Origin of the sequence: Anoxybacillus sp. FSL W8-0382 (assembly GCF_038003845.1) — a bacterium.
Taxonomy (GTDB): Bacteria; Bacillota; Bacilli; order Bacillales; family Anoxybacillaceae; genus Anoxybacillus; species Anoxybacillus flavithermus_G.
The window spans coordinates 343,944-361,268 of record NZ_JBBOPX010000001.1 but is presented as its reverse complement, the minus strand read 5'-3'; the positions used below and the strand labels follow the sequence as shown (position 1 = coordinate 361,268).

The following is a 17,325-nucleotide window of genomic DNA, read 5'->3' as shown; positions in this document are numbered from 1 at the left end:
AAACTGCACCTCCAAAGGTTAGTTGTGTCTAACAATTGGGGTGCGGTTCAGCTTAAATGTGCTTTTTTATTCCTGTCTACTTGACAGGGGTCACTTCATCCATTACTTCCTCACCAACTTCGCGACACTTTCGACATGCGCCGTATGTGGAAAAAGATCGAACGGTTGAATGTATTCGATGTGATAGTGCTTTGCAAGGGTGTCGATGTCGCGGGCGAGGCTGGATGGGTTACAAGAAACGTACACGACTGTTTTCGGTTTCACTTGTAACATCGTTTTTAATAAAGCGTTGTCGCAGCCTGTTCGTGGAGGGTCGACAACGATGACGTCTGGCTTCCACCCTTCTTTCACCCATTTTGGCAACAATACTTCCGCTTTTCCAACCGCATAAGTGACGTTGGTGAAGCCGTGACGTTCGGCATTTTGGCGCGCATCGTCAATCGCTTCGGGGATCGTATCCATACCGCGCACTTCTTTTGCCTCGCGAGCGAGCCAAAGCCCGATTGTGCCGACGCCGCAATACGCATCGACGACGCGTTCGTTTTTCGTTAGTGCTGCTGCTTTTTTTACTTCGTCGTATAGCTTGATCGTTTGAATCGGATTAAGCTGGAAAAAAGCGCGGGCGGATAGTTCAAATGAAAAATCGCCAAGCACTTCTTGAATGTACGGCTCGCCTGCGAGAACGATCGTTTCATCGCCAAAAATAAGCGACGTTTTTTGCCCGTTAATGTTTTGCGCGATCGATTTCACTTCTGGCAAACGGCGTTTCACTTCCGCTACAAACAGCTCTTTACGCGGCAGTTCTTTCGTCGCTGTCACAATGACTAATTGTATATCACCTGTAAAAAATCCGACCCGGGCGACAATCGTGCGCACAACACCTGTTTTCTTTCGTTCGTGATAAACCGGAATGCGCAAATCTTGTAAAATCACTTTCACGACCGTTGTGACGCGATTAGTCGCGTCATGTTGAATCAAGCAGCGGTCAATGTCAACGAGCTCGTGCGAGTTCATGCTGTAAAGTCCAGCGATGACGCGCCCTTTTTTCACTCCGACTTGAAATTGGCTTTTATTGCGATAATGCCACGGGTCTTCCATTCCGATCGTCGGACGAATATGAAGTGCTTCTATATTTAATCGGCTATGGCGTTCCAGTGCTTGAATGACGATATCACGTTTTGCCTCTAATTGCGCGTGATAGTCAAGATGTTGCAGTTGACATCCACCGCACCGTTCATATACTGGACAAGGCGGCTTAACACGATGAGGGGAGCGTTTTCGTATGCGCACCATTTTTCCTTCTGTATATGTTGGGTACACATTCGTCGCTTGAACGACGACTTCTTCTCCTGGAAGCGCTCCTGGAACGAACACCACTTGTTTTTTAAAATAGCCGACCCCTTCTCCGTTAATGCCTAATCGTTTAATCGTTAATGGAAATTGCTGTCCTTGTTGTAGCATTGCTTATCTCCCCTATTCTATACTTCTCCACAAATACAAAGCGGCATAGCTTGCATATGGTTCCCACATTCGTTGAAATGCGTCCATTTCTTTCATCGTCGGGCGATGATCGAGCTGAAATGTTCCTTCAATCGCCCGTTGCAAACCGACGTCTCCTTTCGGGAGTACATTTGGACGCCCCAGACCAAACAGTGAATCATTACCATCTCTCCCCTTTCCCATTGTATCAAAACAAATCCCTTTGCACATCGTCAAAGGGAGAAAATCCAAGTAGGAACATTGATTTTTTGCAACATGAAATCGTCTAAGCTTTTAAAAACATATCCTTCTTTTCGCAAATCGTCAATAATTTTAGCAAGCGCATCGGCATTGTCTTTGGATACTGTATGCAGCAATATAATCGCACCAGGATGAATTTGTTTCATGACGTTATTGTAGGCATACAACCAACCTTTTTGATCGTGCACGTGCCAATCGACGAACGCTAATGACCAAAAAACATGATAATAGCCGAGTTCGCGCGCAATACGCATCGTACGCTCATCAAAAATGCCGCGTGGAGGACGCATGTAGCGCATATGCTTCTGACCCGTCAACAGTTCTGTTTTCTTTCTAACCATCTCTAGCTCCTCACGCAACTTTTCATCGCTGACGGTCGTCAAATCGGGGTGGTGCCATGAGTGGTTACCTACAATATGCCCTTCATTGACCATGCGTTTGACTAAATCAGGGGCAGATTGTAAATAATGACCAGTTACAAAAAACGTCGCAGGAACGTTTTTTTCTTTAAGCACGTCTAAAATTTGCGCTGTATAGCCATTTTCATATCCGTTATCAAACGTTAAGTAAATATGTTTTTTCGTCGGATCGCCTAAATAAAAAGCATCGTATTTGGCGAGTAGTTCGTCTAACTGTTTCCCAGCAGAAGGAGGAAGATGATTTTCGCTTCGCTTAAACCCCCATGACATCGCATCAACTTGACTAAGCGGAAAACATAAAAAGAAAAAAAGCAACATGATCGTTTTTTTCACTGCTTGCACCTCCGTATTCATTTCAATAATAGGTTGTGCAAAAAGAGATATAAAAAATCCGCCTAGCTCATCACTAGACGGATTTCCATTAAAATACACGTTCTTTAAACTGGGCTAATTTTTCAAGCGATGATTTTTCGACGTCTTCGTGCAAGCTGTTTCCGTGCGAATCCATCGTGACGACGGCTGTAAAGTCTTTTACACGCAAATGCCACATCGCTTCTGGAATGCCAAATTCTAAAAAGTCGACGCCTTCAACGGATTGAATGCAATCCGCATAATATTGCGCTGCACCACCGATGGCATTTAAATACACGCCGCCGTGTTCCTTTAATGCCGCTAACGTTTTCGCCCCCATGCCACCTTTTCCGATGACAGCACGAATACCAAATTTTTTCATAATTTCTCCTTGATACGGTTCTTCACGAATGCTTGTCGTCGGACCCGCTGCTTTCACGTGCCATTTTCCATTTTCGTCTTTTAACATGACCGGCCCACAGTGATAAATGATTTGACCGTTTAAATCCACAGGGGCATCATGGTCCATTAAATATTTATGAATCGCATCGCGTCCTGTATAAATCATGCCGTTAATACGAACGACATCGCCGACTTTTAATGAGCGAATTTGTTCTTCTGTAATTGGCGCTTCAAGCACCACTTCACGCGCTTCGCCCACAACTTCCGTTTCTTCTTGTTGGAAGTCGACGTCGTCTCCCTCTTGATATAGCCATTCTTGAATATCGCCCGTATGCGGATCAATGATAACGCCTAAGCGGCGAAACGCCCAACAGTTGTATGCGACAGAAACGAAAAAGCTTGCCGGGATGCGGTGCATGACACCGATTTTACAGCCGAGTAGCGTCGTTTCTCCGCCAAATCCCATCGTGCCGATGCCGAGTTTATTGGCTGCTTCCATAATGTATTCTTCTAATTTGCGCAAGTCTTCATTCGGGTTCACATCGTCAACAGGGCGGAATAGCTGCTCCTTCGCTAAGTCATATCCGGCAGAGCGGTCGCCGCCGATGCCAACGCCAATAAATCCTGCGCTACATCCTTGTCCTTGCGCTTGATATACCGCATGTAAAATACATTTACGAATGCCATCTAAGTCACGACCGGCACGACCGAGCCCTTCTAATTCACATGGCAAGCTATATTGAATGTTTTTATTTTCACAGCCGCCACCTTTTAAAATTAAACGAACATCAATATAATCTTTTTCCCATTGCTCAAATTTCACAACAGGCAGTCCGATCCCTAAATTATCACCGCTATTTTCGCCTGTTAGCGAATCAACGGAGTTTGGACGCAATTTTCCGTCTTTCGTTGCTTGAGCGATCGCTCGACGAATCGCTTCTTTCATCTCCATTTGATTGACGCCTACAGGGACTTTAATTTTAAATGTCGGCAATCCGGTATCTTGACAAATCGGCGATACATTTTCATCTGCCATTTGAATGTTTTGTACGATCGTCGCAAGCGACATCGCCGCCCTCGTTCCAGCATTTTCACGCATCTTCGCCTTAGCGATGGCGCGGCGTACATCTTTCGGCAATTTTGTTGACGTCTCAACGATTAGCTTGTACATACTCTCTTGAAACTTTTCCATCCTATAACCCTTCCCCTTTGTTCAATATGTAACAATTTTTCGAATTCTCCACTTGTATTATACATCTTTTTTAAACGCAAAAAAAAAGCCGCTTAGCGACTTTTTCCCCAATCCTTTTTAAACCGCTCGTATTTCATTTCTAAATCATCAATCATTTGAATAAGACGGTCAATATCTTCTAACTCCGTCGTTTCTGGGTCAATGGCTTCAAGCACTTCAAGAAACATATTTAAGCGCGTTTTTAAATAGGATAGTTGTAGATTTTGATCTGATACTGCGTTGCCCAACGTCGTCACCTCGCTTTTTCTTTATCGTACGCAATCGCAACATCGTTGACAATCGTTCCATTTCGTTTGCATAATTATCGTTAGGTCTATTTTAATTAAAAGGAGCTTGATTATGGGAACATTATTGCGTCAAGCGATTACCCCTACATTTGACCCATGGGAAGCATATATGGATGTCGAACAGTACGGCAGCATGCAGTTGACAAATATCGAGTTTACAACAACGACGCTCTGTAATATGCGTTGTGAGCATTGTGCAGTCGGTTACACATTGCGTACGAAAGATCCTGAGGCGTTGCCGCTTGATCTCCTTCTTCGCCGTCTCGATGAAATTCCGCACTTGCGCTCGTTAAGCATTACAGGCGGTGAACCAATGCTTTCGATGAAATCTGTTGAGCAATACGTCGTGCCGCTGTTAAAATACGCACATGAGCGGGGGGTGCGCACACAAATTAACTCAAATTTAACGCTCGATTTAGAACGGTACGAAAAAATCATCCCTTACTTAGATGTTTTGCATATTTCGCATAATTGGGGCACGATCGATGATTTTGTCGAAGGCGGTTTTGCGATGATGGAGAAAAAGCCAACCGTCGCACAGCGTGAACGTTATTTTATACGCATGATCGAAAATGCACGTGCCATTTCGAAAACGGGCGTCATCGTATCCGCGGAAACGATGTTAAATAAACGGACACGTCCACATTTAGAAACGATTCATCGCCAAATTGTAAACGACATGGGCTGTAAACGACATGAAGTGCATCCGATGTATCCGAGTGACTTTGCGAGCAACTTGGAAACGTTAACGCTCGATGAACTGCGCGAAACGATTCATCATTTGCTCGATATACGGGATGAAAACGTTTGGATGTTGTTTGGCACGTTGCCGTTTTATCCGTGCAGCGACAACGAAGAAGATTTAGCGTTGTTAAAACGTTTATATGCAAGTAAAAATGTTACAGTACGAAACGATCCAGATGGACGTTCACGGTTAAACGTCAACATCTTTACAGGCGACATTATTGTGACTGATTTCGGTGATGAACCGACGCTCGGAAACATTCAAACCGACTCGCTTCTTTCTGCTTATGACAAATGGATGGCATCTCATTTAGCAAAATCACTAAACTGCCACTGCCCTGCGGTGAAATGTTTAGGACCGAACGTGCTCGTGAAAAACCGTTATTACCCAGACGTTGATTTTACGACGCGAAAAGCAAAAATTGAACGATAAAAAGCTTGTCGAACGCTCGACAAGCTTTTTCTTGTCATCGTGGTACGTCGCTAGCAACAAATGCGAATGATAGACGGTCTTGCACAGGAATCCAAGCACCGATACCTTGCGATGTTACGTTTTTCACGACAATGCTTTTTTTCTTTCCTTTTAAGACGATATATACTTCGCCATACGTCACTTTTCCTTTTTCATTGACCGCCGGGGCGTAAGCATATAAATAGCCTAACTTTTTCGGCGGAACGTTATACGCTTGTTCCTTTTTCGTTCCCATGCCGATCCATGTGCTGAAAGAGAGCGGTAAATTTGTTTTTTTCATCGCTGTTAAAAGCATCATTTTTTTCACATCTTCTTCGTTCGGTATGCTTGCCGTTAGGCCTCCGCGCACTTGTTTTTGCATCTCTTGGCGATACATCAATCGAACAGCCGTTTTCCCACCACGATTGTCAATAAAGTTTGTATTTACTTTTTGATACTCCCAGTTCGTTGATGTTTCTATCGATTCGTAATTCAACGGCCATTGCCCTAAATAAATCGTCGCTTCGTAACCAATCGCAAATGGCGTGCTTGAAATCGACGATTCGTTTAAAAGACGAATTAATTCCGGATTTTCAATTTTAACATTCGCGGACTGAAGCAGTTGTTTCGCTAGTTCGCTCGGTTGTAAATACGGCAAATTTTGTGTCGGATTCGGATACGTATTTTCTTTTGAAATGTCAATGACCGATGAAGGAAGTTTGACAGTTGCTTCACTAATCGTTGGCATACAGAAGAAAATAAACATCATGCTGAAAGCAAACCATCTCTTCATACGTAAGCCCCTTTCCTTTTTACGTTGTTCATCGTTATTTTTTTCAAAAGTAAACAATTTATCCTCTTCACAAAAAAAATCCGTCAGCAACCGCTAACGGATTACAACAAATAAAATCCGATTCCCATAATCATATACGCTCCAAGCAATGTCGCTCCTTCAAACCAGTTTGTATCTCCATCGTTCGAAAGCACAATTGTCAACAATACCGCTGTCACCATTGCAACAAGTTCTGGAAGCGTAAAGACGAGCGCCATTTTCGTCGGAAATGCAAGCGATACAAGCACTAATACAGGCGCAACAAACATCGCAATTTGAAGCGTTGAACCAACGGCAATTTCAACAGCGACGTTCATTTTATTTTTATATGCCATAATAATGGCGGAAGCATGCTCAGCGGCATTTCCGACAATCGCGACAATAATGACACCGATAAACAGTTCGCTCCAGCCAAACGAATGGGCGACGACTTCAAACGTATGAACTAAGCTTTCTGATACATATGCTACAGCCGCAGTAGCAAGCGCTAAAATGAGCATCGCTTTTCCTTTTGACCATTCTGGCTCTTCATGTTCTTCCTCACCTTCTTTATGTTGATATACACCGCGATGAGTGACGAGTTTAAAATATAGTGCAGCTAAATAGAGCGCAATCATAATGACTGAAATGCCTACGCTTAACGACAGCGTCTTTTGTTCATTCACCGTCATCGAAAACACTTCTGGAATAACAAAGGCAACTAAAATGGCAAACGTTAATAGACCTGAGTTATGGCGCGCATCATATACGTTAAATGATTGCCGTTTATATTTTAAACCGCCGACAAAAAACGATAAGCCTGCCACAAGCAGTAAGTTACCAAGCACAGAGCCGGTTAAAGATGCAAGCACGACACCAACTAATCCAGCTTTTAGCGCAAAAATCGAAATGATGAGTTCTACCGCATTGCCAAATGTCGCATTTAACAAACCGCCAATGCGCGGCCCTGCCACAATTGCCAAGCTTTCTGTCGCTCGCCCCATATAACTAGCAAGTGCAATAATGGTAACACAGTAAACGACAAACATCGGTGCTGCGGGCCAATGAAGCAAACTTCCTGCAACAGAAAGCGGCACACCAATCGCCGTCAATAAAAAAAAGATGCGTTCCATCGAATCGTCCCCTTTTTCATTTATGGAATATCAACCATATTTTACACAAATTCATTTCCGTTTTCATCTGTCTTTTTTGTTGCTTCTTCGCATAAAACATTTTAACATCGAACATAGTGAACACGTTACAGGAGGGCACTATGCGACAACGTCATTTTTTCATTTTAATTAGCAGCGTCATGATTTCTGGTCTTGCGCAAGGGCTATTACTACCGCTTATTTCTGTCATTTTTGAACAAAATGGCGTTCATTCATCGCTTAGCGGCATGCATGCCACAGCCATGTACATCGGCGTCCTAATTGTATCGCCACTTTTAGAACGTCCGCTTCGCCGTTACGGCTTTAAACGTTTAACTATTATTGGCGGAGCGATCGTTATCGTTTCGTTGGCTATTTTTCCAATTTGGTCATCTTTGCTGTTTTGGTTTATGCTTCGTTTGTTGATTGGAATTGGCGACCACATTTTTCATTTTGGCACACAAACGTGGATTACATACGCATCTCCTGCGCATCGACGCGGGCGCAACATCTCACTATACGGCTTATCGTTTGGCGTTGGTTTTATGATCGGACCGCTTCTCGTTCCGCTCGTTCACGTTCATGAGACGTTGCCGTTTATCGTCTCATCATTGATTAGCTTATGTGGGTGGGTGTTATTATTTTTTCTCCCACATGCCTATCCTGAAACAGAGCAAGCTGAAAAAATTGGCACGCTACGCTTTTTTCATGCTTGGAAACAAGCGTGGCCCGCATTGTTATTGCCGTTTGGCTACGGATTTTTAGAAGCTTCACTCCATAGCATGTTTCCGATTTACGCCTTGCGAAATGGACTACATGTTGAGACGGTCGCGATAATGCTTCCGGCGTTTGCGCTTGGCGGAATTGCTTTTCAACTCCCGCTTGGCGTATTAAGTGATCGCTTCTCGCGAAAAGCGATGATCACCGTTTCGTTAACCGTCGGATCGATCTGCTTTATCATTGCACAATGGTTCATTTCTCCTGTGCCGTTGACAGTCACCTTTTTTGTCGCAGGTATGTTTGTCGGTTCACTTTTTTCGCTCGGCATGGCGTATATGACCGATTTGTTGCCAAAATCACTTCTTCCTGTCGGCAACATATTGTGCGGGATGTTATATAGCATCGGCAGCATATGTGGGCCTGCGATTGGGGGCATTGTATTACAACAGCAAGAAAGGCTATTTTTCTTTAGCGTGAGTTCGCTACTGTTTCTTTTATTACTTGCCCAGCGTCCGCTCACGAAATTTTCAAAATATTTTTCAAAAAAACAAGAAAAAAACATTGACGCTTTTTAAGCCTCTGTTATATAATACAATTAAACAAAACAAACTGTTTTAAAACAGAGGGGAGAGCGATGATGATGAGTAGAGAAGAAAGAAAAAATATGATTGAGTTTATTACAAAATTACGGAGCTTTAATCAAGAACAACTCGTTTATATGACTGATGAAGAAATCGAACATATTTACAACCAAACATACTATCATTACGAAGAAATCGCAGAATAAAGAGGGATGCGCGCCGCATCCCTCTTCTCTTTAGTGATATCCGTTTTGTCCATTCGCACTGCTACTCGTTTTATGTTTCGGGCGGTTTTTTCCTTTTTGCTTTGTTCCGCCGTCTTTTTTCGTTTTTTTCGTCACGTATATTCCCCCTTCATATCCACGTTCACTTTTAATATGGTTTAACCGCGTTTTTTTATAAGAGGGAATAACTACCGTATGCGCATATTTCCTTCTCGTTTACAACAAAGAATAGCGTTTAGCTCCCCACCTAATACAATCATCATGCCAGATAAATAAAACCAAACCATTAACGCAATAATTCCGCCTAAGCTGCCATACATCGCAGAATAGTTACCGAACTGGTTTACATAGGTAGAAAAAGCAAGTGAGACGCCCATCCAACCTACAGTCGCAAATAACGCTCCTATCCATACGTCGCGAAACCGGACATGTTTGCTTGGGGCAAAAACGTATAACACAGAAAAAACAAAAAATAAAATGACAAAGCTAACAAACCAACGAATCGTTTCCCATACGTGTAAAAACACATCAGAAAGACCAAACGCTGAAAAAAGAAATGTACCGATCATTTTTCCGAATACAGGGAAGACGAGCGCGACAATAATGACAAAAATCATCGCAAAAGTAAGCAAAATCGAAACTCCACGAGCAACGAGAAAAGAGCGTGTTTCTTTCACATCGTATGCTCGATTTAATGCCCGAATAATGGCCGACATACCGTTCGATGCAGCCCACACCGTAGCAAGCACGCTAAAAGATAACCACTTTCCACTTTGCGCTGCTATAAGTTGTTTAATGTTTGTCTCAATTAAATGCGCCGTTTCGCTTGGCGCATATTGACTGAAAAAGGCGATCACATCTTCGTGCGGGATAGGCAAATACGATAAAAACGTTAACAAAAACAGTAAAAATGGAAATAGCGACAGCAAAAAGAAATATGCTAACTCAGCGGATAAATCAAAAATTTCATCTTCTTCAAACCGTTTCATTAGCTCACGAACAACAGAAAAGCTAACAATCATCTCCCACCCCACCTCGCTTCCACGAGGAACGTTTACGAATCAGCTCCTCTATCCACTCCATCACTTGCGGTGTTGTTTCTTTTACTTCACTTAGTTTATTCACAATAAACTGCAAATCATTCATCATCTCGTCTACATGTTGTCTCGTTTGATGAACAGTCTCCTTTACTTGTTCTACGCTATCCATCCACTCACGACACGTTTCTTTAATGACTTGTCTTGTTTTGTTATTCGCTAACAACAAAGCTATCCCTGCTAATGCAATCCATTTCCCCTTTCCCATCGTCTTCTCCCCCTTACAACGAATGATCTCGTTTTATTCGCTCTAATATATGTTTACATCCTTCTTCGACTAATTCGTACACTTCTTCAAAATTTCCTGTAAAGTACGGATCAGGGACATCGTCTACGCGACGGTTTGGCACAAAATCCATAAAACGAGCAATGACAGCGTGCGACGAATCGCCAACAAGGCGACGAAGATGAGCGATATTATCGCTATCCATTCCGATAATATAATCGAATGTATGAAAATCTTCTTTTGAAATTTGACGTGCTTTTAACCCTGTAAAGTCAATTTGTTTTTCCGTTAAAATACGCTGAGTCCCGTGATGTGGTGGTTTCCCCACATGCCAATTGCCCGTTCCTGCCGAGTCAACAGAAATGACATGATCCAATCCTTCTTGCTTCACAAGATGCCGGAATACAGCTTCTGCCATTGGAGAACGACATATGTTTCCTAAACAAACAAATAACACCCGAATCATTGCTTTTCACCTCATAACGTAGAATAAGTAGAATGAACAGTCAAACCATGGTACAATGAACACAATCATATACGAAAGGATGACGACGATGCATTTATCCGTTGAACAAATGATCGAACAAATAAAAGAAAAGTTAAAAGTATTAAATTTTGATGCCATTAAACCGGACCATTTCGATGAACAGCTATACGATGAATTAAAAGATATATACGATATGGTGATGAAAAAGCAAACATTTAGTCCAAGCGAAATGCAAGCAATCGCTGAAGAGCTTGGAAACTTGCGAAAAAAACTATAAAATTGCCTGTCCGGCAATGAGGAGCGACGGATGATCAACAAGCGAAATTTCCTCATGTGTATCCATATATCGGACATATGGACGTTGCATATGCTCAACAATTTTTGTCACGATTGCGTTTCTTCCGTCGCTCATTTTCACCATCGTTCCTGGTAAATACGCAGGGATCGTATCAACAAACAACCGCACAAGTTGTTGGCTATAGCGAATGCCACTCCGCGCCATAATAATTTCAAGCGCTTCATGCGGTGGCACAAATTCGGAAGAAATTAAATTTTCATATTCGTTGGCAATAGCGCAAATTTGAGCGTACAAATGAATGTTCGTTTCTTTTAATCCGCGCGGTGCACCAGAACCATCTGCATGCTCATGATGTTGATACGCCATATGTGCGCATAACAAACTCACATAAAATGAGTCGCAAACATCTCCACCCCCTTCAACATCTCCCATACAAACAGTATAATCATGTTTTTTTTCATTTGCCATGACGTTTTAAAAAAATAAATTCCGATAGAAAAACTATGATTGACATTCGGTTGAATTGTGTTAAAATTTAAAACAATCAAATAGTAAGGGGGATGAAGCATGATTACGTATGAAACGTGGGATGATGTCCAAAAACCTACTTTTCCAATAGATAATAATGAAAAAGGGGCACTACATGTGCTGTCATGGGCGTACGATCATTATGGTGATGATCTTTTGTATGCTTGCAGTTTCGGCATTGAAGGGATTGTGCTCATTGACCTTATTTCGCAAGTACGTGACGATGCGGAAATTGTTTTTCTCGATACGCATTTACATTTTTCTGAAACGTATGAAACGATTGAACGCGTGAAGCAAGCGTATCCTCGCTTGCGCATTCATTTGCAGTCCCCATCTTTATCGCTTGCAGAGCAAGAACAACAATTCGGGGCTGAGCTTTGGAAAAAAGATCCGAACAAATGCTGTGAACTAAGAAAAATTATTCCCCTTCGGCAAGCGATGACAGGAAAAAAAGCATGGATTTCCGGACTGCGCCGCGAGCAATCACCAACACGGCAACATGTCGAATTTATCAATCTCGATAAAAAGTTTCAAAACATTAAAGTTTGCCCGCTTATTCATTGGACATGGAAAGACGTATGGCGCTACGTGCATCGCCACAATCTTTCCTATAACCCGCTTCATGATCGTGGATATCCGAGCATCGGTTGTGCACCATGTACAGCCCCTGCTTATACGGAAGAAGATTTGCGTTCTGGACGGTGGGCTGGGCTAGGAAAAACAGAATGCGGCTTGCACGAGTCGTAAAGGGGGAAACGCGTTGGTTACAGTTGCTTTTATTATCGCTTTTTTCTTTGCGATGAACATCGGGGGAAGCGGTGCTGCCGCAACGATGGGTGCTGCTTATGGGTCAGGCACATTGTCAAATAAGCGCATCGCTTTATTCATATGCGCTGTTGCTATTTTTCTCGGCAGCTTAAGCGGAGGAGAAGTCGTCAAAACGATCGGTTCTGGCATCGTCCCTACATCTATTTTGCAAACGGATCTTGTCGTCATCGTCTTAGCAGCCGCTACCATTTCATTATTTGCCGCAAACATGCTCGGCATTCCGTTATCCACAAGCGAAATTACAGTTGGGGCGGTCGTTGGAGCTGGCATTGCATATCAAAGTTTATACGTCAGCAAGCTTATGTGGATCGTTTCGTTTTGGATCATTACACCGTTCGCTGCTTTTTTTCTCGCTTTTTTCATTAGCAAGTGGATAAAAGGAAAAACATTGAAACAAAACAAATGGGTTGGCTTGTTGCTCATTATCGCTGGATTTTTCGAGGCATTTTCTGCAGGAATGAACAATGTCGCAAATGCTGTTGGTCCCCTTGTTGGAGCAGGTTTATTATCTGTCCAGCACGGCATCATTTTTGGTGGATTGTTCGTTGCACTAGGGGCGCTTTTGCTTGGCAGCCGCGTGCTAGAGACGAACGGGAAAAAAATTACGACCTTCTCTCAACTTGAAGGGTGCATTATTTCAGGAATCGGCGCAACACTCGTTATCGTTTCGTCTCTTTTTGGCCTTCCCGTTCCGCTCACACAAATTACGACATCAGCCATCATCGGCATCGGCACAACAAAAAGTGGCTTTTCGATTTGGCAAAAGCAAATTGTCATTCAAGTGCTAAAAGTATGGATTGTCTCGCCTATTTTTTCACTAGCTGTCTCATATAGCTTAATTAAATTGTTCCTTCATAGCGATATTTATACAGCAATCGCCATTGTTAGTGTTTGTTTTGCTACACTCGGAACGATTAGCTTAAAAAAGACGATCACCGAGGAACGTCGTTCGTTTCACGAGCACGGTGGCGGTATTTAATCCTAGTTATTTTATAAGAATAATAAGTTTAGGAGGCATAAAAAATGAAACAAATTGTATTAAGTAAGGCAGAATTAAGTGACCTTGAATTGCTTGCGATTGGCGGCTATGCACCACTCACTGGATTTCTAGGGGAAGATGACTATCATTCCGTCGTCGAAACGATGCGACTAACGAATGGAGCAGTATGGAGCATCCCCATCACACTTGCGGTAACCGAACAACAAGCAAAACAACTATCGCTCGGCGATGAAGTCGAGCTCGTTTATGAACAAACCGTATACGGCACAATGGAAGTACAACATATATATCGCCCAGATAAGCGAAAAGAAGCTCTTCTTGTATACCAAACAGAAGACTTAGCACACCCTGGCGTTAAAAAATTATTTGAAAAACCAGATGTATATATTGGAGGCCCTGTCCAACTTGTACGCCAAACAGACAAAGGAATTTTTACACCGTTCTTTTTTACACCAAAAGAAACAAAACAACGATTTGCGGAACTTGGTTGGAAAACGGTCGTCGGGTTTCAAACGCGCAATCCGGTTCACCGTGCTCATGAATATATTCAAAAATGTGCACTTGAAATTGTCGACGGTCTTTATTTAAATCCGCTCGTTGGCGAAACGAAAGAAGATGACATCCCAGCAGACATTCGCCTAAAAAGCTACCAAGTATTGCTTGAGCATTATTATCCAAAAGATCGTGTTTTCCTTGGCGTATTTACGGCCGCGATGCGCTATGCAGGTCCACGTGAAGCCATTTTCCACGCGCTCGTACGCAAAAATTTCGGCTGCACGCACTTCATTGTCGGACGTGACCATGCGGGAGTTGGCAACTATTACGGCACGTATGATGCACAAAAAATTTTCTTACAGTTTACAAATGAAGAACTCGGCATTACTCCGCTCTTTTTCGAGCATAGCTTTTATTGCACAAAATGCGAAGCGATGGCGTCAACAAAAACATGCCCGCACGATGCAACAGCCCACGTCGTTCTTTCCGGCACAAAAGTAAGGGAAATGTTGCGAGCTGGTGAGATGCCGCCAAGTACATTCAGCCGTCCCGAAGTGGTTCGCGTGCTGATGGATGGATTGCAAACAGTCGGAGGTGGACGGTCATGAATATCGTTTGGCATCAAGAAAGTGTGACAAAAGAAGATCGCCGAAAAAAAAATAACCATCACAGCTTCGTTCTTTGGTTTACTGGGTTATCGGGATCAGGGAAATCCACGTTAGCGAACGCTGTCGCGAAAACGTTGTTTGAACAAAACGTTCAATGTTACGTGCTTGATGGTGATAACGTGCGTCACGGTTTAAATAGCGACTTAGGTTTTTCCGCTGAAGATCGCACCGAAAATATCCGTCGCATTGGTGAAGTCGCGAAATTGTTTGTAGACAGCGGCCAAATCGTGCTCACGGCCTTTATTTCTCCTTTCCGCCAAGATCGCCAACTCGTTCGCAATAAACTAGAACAAGATGAGTTTGTAGAAGTTTACGTCCGCTGTCCGCTTGAAACGTGCGAACAACGTGATCCAAAAGGGTTGTACAAAAAGGCGCGCAATGGCGAAATTCGCGATTTCACCGGCATTGATTCGCCATATGAACCACCGCTTTCACCAGAACTTGTTGTCGATACAGAACAATATTCGATTGAACAATGCGTGCAACAAATTATTTCTTACTTAAAAAATAAACAATGGATTTAGGTGGAGACAATGGGGAAAGTATATTTAGTCGGCGCAGGTCCTGGGGACCCCGAACTCATTACTGTGAAAGGATTAAAATGCATTCAACAAGCAGACGTCATTTTATACGATCGCCTGATTAACGAACAGCTACTATCGTATGCCAAACGTGACGCAGATTTGATTTATTGCGGAAAGCTACCAAATTACCATACAATGAAACAAGAAACGATTAATCATTTTTTAGTGAAACATGCGAAAAAAGGGAAAACAGTCACGAGATTAAAAGGCGGCGATCCATTTATGTTTGGACGCGGTGGCGAGGAAGCGCAAGCACTTATGAAACACCGCATTCCTTTTGAAATCGTTCCAGGCATTACATCCGGCATCGCTGTTCCAGCATATGCGGGTATCCCTGTAACTCATCGCGACTTTAGCGCAAGTGTTGCGTTCGTTACAGGCCATCGCCGATGTGATGCCACAGATGCAGTACAGTGGGAACATTTAGCGAAAGGAGTCGATACGCTCGTCATTTATATGGGCGTAAAACAACTCCCTTTCATTTGCAAACAACTAAAGTTATATGGCAAACGGCCGCAAACTCCTGTTGCGATCATCCAATGGGGAACGCTTCCCGAACAAAAAACGATCGTAGCGACATTAGATACGGTTGTGGACGTTGTGAAAAAACATCCGATCTCTAATCCTAGCATCATTATTGTTGGAGAAGTCGTTCGGCTACATGAACAGCTGCAATGGTTTGAAATGATGATGGATGAAAAAATGGCACATGGAATGAGGTAGCGTATGAAGGCTGTTTTATATATTTGTCACGGAAGTCGTTCAGCAGAAGGACAAAAAGAGGCGGTCGCTTTCGTCGAACGTCTCTCTTCTTCTATTTCCATACCGATTCAACATATATGCTTTTTAGAATTATGTGAACCGAATATTGTCACAGGAGTGGAACGTTGTGTTCGTGAGGGAGCAAAAATGATCTATGCTATTCCCCTTTTACTATTGTCAGCTAATCACGCTAAACACGACATCCCGCTTGAACTAGAAAAAGCAAAAGGGATGTTTCCTTCTGTGACGATTACATACGGAAAGCCGTTCGGTGTGCAACATGATATCGTTTCCGCTATATCCGATACAATTCAACAAACTGACGCCATTATGCTCGTTGGCCGCGGAAGTAGCGATACGGAAGCACAAGCGGATTTTCAGCAGATCGCTCATTTATTGCAAAACGAAACAAACATACCCGTATATCCATGTTATTTAGCGGCTGCTTCTCCTTCTTTTTCTGACGTTGTTGCTTCGCTTGCACATACAGGTTGTCATAAACAAGTTGCGGTTGTACCATACATTTTATTTTTCGGGCAGCTGCTTGACTACATTCATCAGACGTTGCAAGCACAACAAACAAGCGAGGTGTCATTTACGTTGTATCCTCCCATTCGAACATACGACGTTTTGGATCGTCTCGTTGAAAAACAATTGAATGAATGGGAGGAAAAGGTATGATCCCTCTTTTCGTGCGAATGACAGGAAAAAAAGTTGTCATTGCTGGCGGAGGGCAAATTGCTTATCGCCGCTTGCTTCCCCTGCTTCATGAAGGAGCCCACATTACCGTCATTAGCCCAGAAGTGATCGATGAGATTGTTCATTTAGCACAACAACAACAAATTACATGGCATGCGCGCGAAATCGAACCGAACGATTATGCCGATGCTTTTTTGATTATTGCAGCGACAAACGACCCGAATGTCAATGAACAAATCGCTACATATGCAGCGCCAAACCAACTTGTCAACGTAGCTAGCCATCATCTTCTCGGCAACGTTCATGTTCCTGCATTTTTTTCGCGCGGAAAATTACAAATCGCCATTACAACAGGTGGTGCAAGCCCGACTCTTGCCAAGCAAATCAAAAAACAACTTGAACAAATATTTGATGAATCGATTGCTGAATATATCGACGAGCTATATGAGCAACGGCAACAACGAAAAGAGCCTTGATCCTTTCGATCAAAGCTCTTTTTTTTACGACTCTAATACTAGCA

22 protein-coding genes are annotated in these 17,325 nt (G+C 43.0%); 11 read left to right on the top strand and 11 right to left on the bottom strand.

The window, feature by feature from the left end; translation table 11 throughout:
* Window positions 1-102: 102 nt before the first annotated feature.
* The 5 genes from rlmD to NSS60_RS01940 form a co-directional block, all read right to left on the bottom strand.
* Window positions 103-1,461 carry a 23S rRNA (uracil(1939)-C(5))-methyltransferase RlmD gene (gene rlmD / locus NSS60_RS01960; protein WP_340720603.1) on the bottom strand — a complete coding sequence of 453 codons (1,359 nt, stop codon included), beginning with the start codon at window positions 1,459-1,461 and terminating at the stop codon, window positions 103-105.
* A 12-nt stretch (window positions 1,462-1,473) separates the two neighbouring features.
* Entirely contained in the window at window positions 1,474-1,605 is a 132-nt protein-coding gene (locus tag NSS60_RS01955; protein ID WP_268915696.1) for a hypothetical protein, read from the bottom strand.
* 107 nt (window positions 1,606-1,712) lie between these two features.
* Window positions 1,713-2,477, bottom strand: coding sequence for a delta-lactam-biosynthetic de-N-acetylase (gene pdaA / locus NSS60_RS01950; protein WP_051035135.1), 765 nt, complete (start codon window positions 2,475-2,477; stop codon window positions 1,713-1,715).
* Window positions 2,478-2,580: 103 nt separating this feature from the next.
* Complete coding sequence (locus NSS60_RS01945; RefSeq protein ID WP_340720602.1) at window positions 2,581-4,104, bottom strand: fumarate hydratase; 1,524 nt, start codon at window positions 4,102-4,104, stop codon at window positions 2,581-2,583.
* Between the two features lie 92 nt (window positions 4,105-4,196).
* A complete protein-coding gene (locus NSS60_RS01940) occupies window positions 4,197-4,391 on the bottom strand; it encodes an SE1561 family protein (RefSeq protein ID WP_340720601.1) in 195 nt (64 codons plus the stop codon).
* 112 nt (window positions 4,392-4,503) lie between these two features.
* Between NSS60_RS01940 and yfkAB the strand changes: the two genes are divergently transcribed.
* A complete protein-coding gene (gene yfkAB / locus NSS60_RS01935; RefSeq protein ID WP_004888867.1) occupies window positions 4,504-5,628 on the top strand; it encodes a radical SAM/CxCxxxxC motif protein YfkAB in 1,125 nt (374 codons plus the stop codon).
* Window positions 5,629-5,662: 34 nt separating this feature from the next.
* Here the strand turns inward: yfkAB and NSS60_RS01930 are convergent, their stop codons facing one another.
* Window positions 5,663-6,415 (bottom strand): YfkD famly protein, encoded by a 753-nt coding sequence (locus NSS60_RS01930; RefSeq protein WP_230456243.1) that lies wholly within the window; start codon window positions 6,413-6,415, stop codon window positions 5,663-5,665.
* A gap of 125 nt (window positions 6,416-6,540) precedes the next feature.
* Window positions 6,541-7,590 carry a calcium/proton exchanger gene (gene cax / locus NSS60_RS01925; RefSeq protein ID WP_004888865.1) on the bottom strand — a complete coding sequence of 350 codons (1,050 nt, stop codon included), beginning with the start codon at window positions 7,588-7,590 and terminating at the stop codon, window positions 6,541-6,543.
* Between the two features lie 140 nt (window positions 7,591-7,730).
* Between cax and NSS60_RS01920 the strand changes: the two genes are divergently transcribed.
* Together NSS60_RS01920 and NSS60_RS01915 are read left to right on the top strand one after the other, a co-directional pair.
* Window positions 7,731-8,903, top strand: a complete 1,173-nt coding sequence (locus NSS60_RS01920; RefSeq protein ID WP_088223636.1) for an MFS transporter — start codon at window positions 7,731-7,733, stop codon at window positions 8,901-8,903.
* 65 nt (window positions 8,904-8,968) lie between these two features.
* Window positions 8,969-9,115 carry a BH0509 family protein gene (locus NSS60_RS01915; RefSeq protein ID WP_004888862.1) on the top strand — a complete coding sequence of 49 codons (147 nt, stop codon included), beginning with the start codon at window positions 8,969-8,971 and terminating at the stop codon, window positions 9,113-9,115.
* Between the two features lie 206 nt (window positions 9,116-9,321).
* On the opposite strand, the gene NSS60_RS01910 is transcribed toward NSS60_RS01915, so the two are convergent.
* The 3 genes from NSS60_RS01910 to NSS60_RS01900 are packed head-to-tail and all read right to left on the bottom strand — an operon-like array spanning window position 9,322 to window position 10,922.
* Window positions 9,322-10,155: a YihY/virulence factor BrkB family protein gene (locus NSS60_RS01910; RefSeq protein ID WP_004888861.1), complete on the bottom strand. Its 834-nt coding sequence runs from the start codon at window positions 10,153-10,155 to the stop codon at window positions 9,322-9,324.
* Complete coding sequence (locus tag NSS60_RS01905; RefSeq protein ID WP_004888860.1) at window positions 10,145-10,438, bottom strand: hypothetical protein; 294 nt, start codon at window positions 10,436-10,438, stop codon at window positions 10,145-10,147. The genes NSS60_RS01910 and NSS60_RS01905 overlap by 11 nt, the downstream gene beginning before the upstream one ends.
* 13 nt (window positions 10,439-10,451) lie before the next feature.
* Complete coding sequence (locus NSS60_RS01900) at window positions 10,452-10,922, bottom strand: low molecular weight protein-tyrosine-phosphatase (RefSeq protein WP_004888859.1); 471 nt, start codon at window positions 10,920-10,922, stop codon at window positions 10,452-10,454.
* Window positions 10,923-11,001: 79 nt separating this feature from the next.
* On the opposite strand from NSS60_RS01900, the gene NSS60_RS01895 reads away from it, so the two are divergent.
* Window positions 11,002-11,220 carry a DUF1128 domain-containing protein gene (locus NSS60_RS01895; RefSeq protein WP_004888858.1) on the top strand — a complete coding sequence of 73 codons (219 nt, stop codon included), beginning with the start codon at window positions 11,002-11,004 and terminating at the stop codon, window positions 11,218-11,220.
* Here the strand turns inward: NSS60_RS01895 and NSS60_RS01890 are convergent.
* Window positions 11,215-11,607 carry an HD-GYP domain-containing protein gene (locus NSS60_RS01890; RefSeq protein WP_081254031.1) on the bottom strand — a complete coding sequence of 131 codons (393 nt, stop codon included), beginning with the start codon at window positions 11,605-11,607 and terminating at the stop codon, window positions 11,215-11,217. The genes NSS60_RS01895 and NSS60_RS01890 overlap by 6 nt on opposite strands.
* Before the next feature lie 201 nt (window positions 11,608-11,808).
* Between NSS60_RS01890 and NSS60_RS01885 the strand changes: the two genes are divergently transcribed.
* The 7 genes from NSS60_RS01885 to NSS60_RS01855 are packed head-to-tail and all read left to right on the top strand — an operon-like array spanning window position 11,809 to window position 17,281.
* Window positions 11,809-12,516, top strand: a complete 708-nt coding sequence (locus NSS60_RS01885) for a phosphoadenylyl-sulfate reductase (RefSeq protein ID WP_004888855.1) — start codon at window positions 11,809-11,811, stop codon at window positions 12,514-12,516.
* Window positions 12,517-12,529: 13 nt separating this feature from the next.
* Window positions 12,530-13,576 carry an inorganic phosphate transporter gene (locus NSS60_RS01880; RefSeq protein WP_004888854.1) on the top strand — a complete coding sequence of 349 codons (1,047 nt, stop codon included), beginning with the start codon at window positions 12,530-12,532 and terminating at the stop codon, window positions 13,574-13,576.
* 44 nt (window positions 13,577-13,620) lie between these two features.
* Complete coding sequence (sat, locus tag NSS60_RS01875; RefSeq protein ID WP_004888853.1) at window positions 13,621-14,700, top strand: sulfate adenylyltransferase; 1,080 nt, start codon at window positions 13,621-13,623, stop codon at window positions 14,698-14,700.
* Window positions 14,697-15,284, top strand: a complete 588-nt coding sequence (gene cysC, locus NSS60_RS01870; RefSeq protein WP_004888852.1) for an adenylyl-sulfate kinase — start codon at window positions 14,697-14,699, stop codon at window positions 15,282-15,284. Before sat ends, cysC begins: the two co-directional genes overlap by 4 nt.
* 9 nt (window positions 15,285-15,293) lie before the next feature.
* Window positions 15,294-16,067, top strand: a complete 774-nt coding sequence (gene cobA / locus NSS60_RS01865) for a uroporphyrinogen-III C-methyltransferase (RefSeq protein WP_004888851.1) — start codon at window positions 15,294-15,296, stop codon at window positions 16,065-16,067.
* Window positions 16,068-16,070: 3 nt separating this feature from the next.
* Window positions 16,071-16,787 carry a sirohydrochlorin chelatase gene (locus tag NSS60_RS01860; RefSeq protein ID WP_004888850.1) on the top strand — a complete coding sequence of 239 codons (717 nt, stop codon included), beginning with the start codon at window positions 16,071-16,073 and terminating at the stop codon, window positions 16,785-16,787.
* Window positions 16,784-17,281, top strand: coding sequence for an NAD(P)-dependent oxidoreductase (locus NSS60_RS01855; protein WP_004888849.1), 498 nt, complete (start codon window positions 16,784-16,786; stop codon window positions 17,279-17,281). The genes NSS60_RS01860 and NSS60_RS01855 overlap by 4 nt, the downstream gene beginning before the upstream one ends.
* Window positions 17,282-17,325 lie beyond the last annotated feature (44 nt).

Bases quoted from the DNA above. Each gene is read 5' to 3' on its own strand.
- rlmD (WP_340720603.1), bottom strand. From the start codon at position 1,461: ATGCTACAACAAGGACAGCAATTTCCATTAACGATTAAACGATTAGGC.
- pdaA (WP_051035135.1), bottom strand. From the start codon at position 2,477: ATGTTGCTTTTTTTCTTTTTATGTTTTCCGCTTAGTCAAGTTGATGCG.
- NSS60_RS01945 (WP_340720602.1), bottom strand. From the start codon at position 4,104: ATGGAAAAGTTTCAAGAGAGTATGTACAAGCTAATCGTTGAGACGTCA.
- yfkAB (WP_004888867.1), top strand. From the start codon at position 4,504: ATGGGAACATTATTGCGTCAAGCGATTACCCCTACATTTGACCCATGG.
- NSS60_RS01930 (WP_230456243.1), bottom strand. From the start codon at position 6,415: ATGATGTTTATTTTCTTCTGTATGCCAACGATTAGTGAAGCAACTGTC.
- cax (WP_004888865.1), bottom strand. From the start codon at position 7,590: ATGGAACGCATCTTTTTTTTATTGACGGCGATTGGTGTGCCGCTTTCT.
- NSS60_RS01920 (WP_088223636.1), top strand. From the start codon at position 7,731: ATGCGACAACGTCATTTTTTCATTTTAATTAGCAGCGTCATGATTTCT.
- NSS60_RS01915 (WP_004888862.1), top strand. From the start codon at position 8,969: ATGAGTAGAGAAGAAAGAAAAAATATGATTGAGTTTATTACAAAATTA.
- NSS60_RS01910 (WP_004888861.1), bottom strand. From the start codon at position 10,155: ATGATTGTTAGCTTTTCTGTTGTTCGTGAGCTAATGAAACGGTTTGAA.
- NSS60_RS01905 (WP_004888860.1), bottom strand. From the start codon at position 10,438: ATGGGAAAGGGGAAATGGATTGCATTAGCAGGGATAGCTTTGTTGTTA.
- NSS60_RS01900 (WP_004888859.1), bottom strand. From the start codon at position 10,922: ATGATTCGGGTGTTATTTGTTTGTTTAGGAAACATATGTCGTTCTCCA.
- NSS60_RS01895 (WP_004888858.1), top strand. From the start codon at position 11,002: ATGACGACGATGCATTTATCCGTTGAACAAATGATCGAACAAATAAAA.
- NSS60_RS01890 (WP_081254031.1), bottom strand. From the start codon at position 11,607: ATGGCGTATCAACATCATGAGCATGCAGATGGTTCTGGTGCACCGCGC.
- NSS60_RS01885 (WP_004888855.1), top strand. From the start codon at position 11,809: ATGATTACGTATGAAACGTGGGATGATGTCCAAAAACCTACTTTTCCA.
- sat (WP_004888853.1), top strand. From the start codon at position 13,621: ATGAAACAAATTGTATTAAGTAAGGCAGAATTAAGTGACCTTGAATTG.
- cysC (WP_004888852.1), top strand. From the start codon at position 14,697: ATGAATATCGTTTGGCATCAAGAAAGTGTGACAAAAGAAGATCGCCGA.
- cobA (WP_004888851.1), top strand. From the start codon at position 15,294: ATGGGGAAAGTATATTTAGTCGGCGCAGGTCCTGGGGACCCCGAACTC.
- NSS60_RS01860 (WP_004888850.1), top strand. From the start codon at position 16,071: ATGAAGGCTGTTTTATATATTTGTCACGGAAGTCGTTCAGCAGAAGGA.
- NSS60_RS01855 (WP_004888849.1), top strand. From the start codon at position 16,784: ATGATCCCTCTTTTCGTGCGAATGACAGGAAAAAAAGTTGTCATTGCT.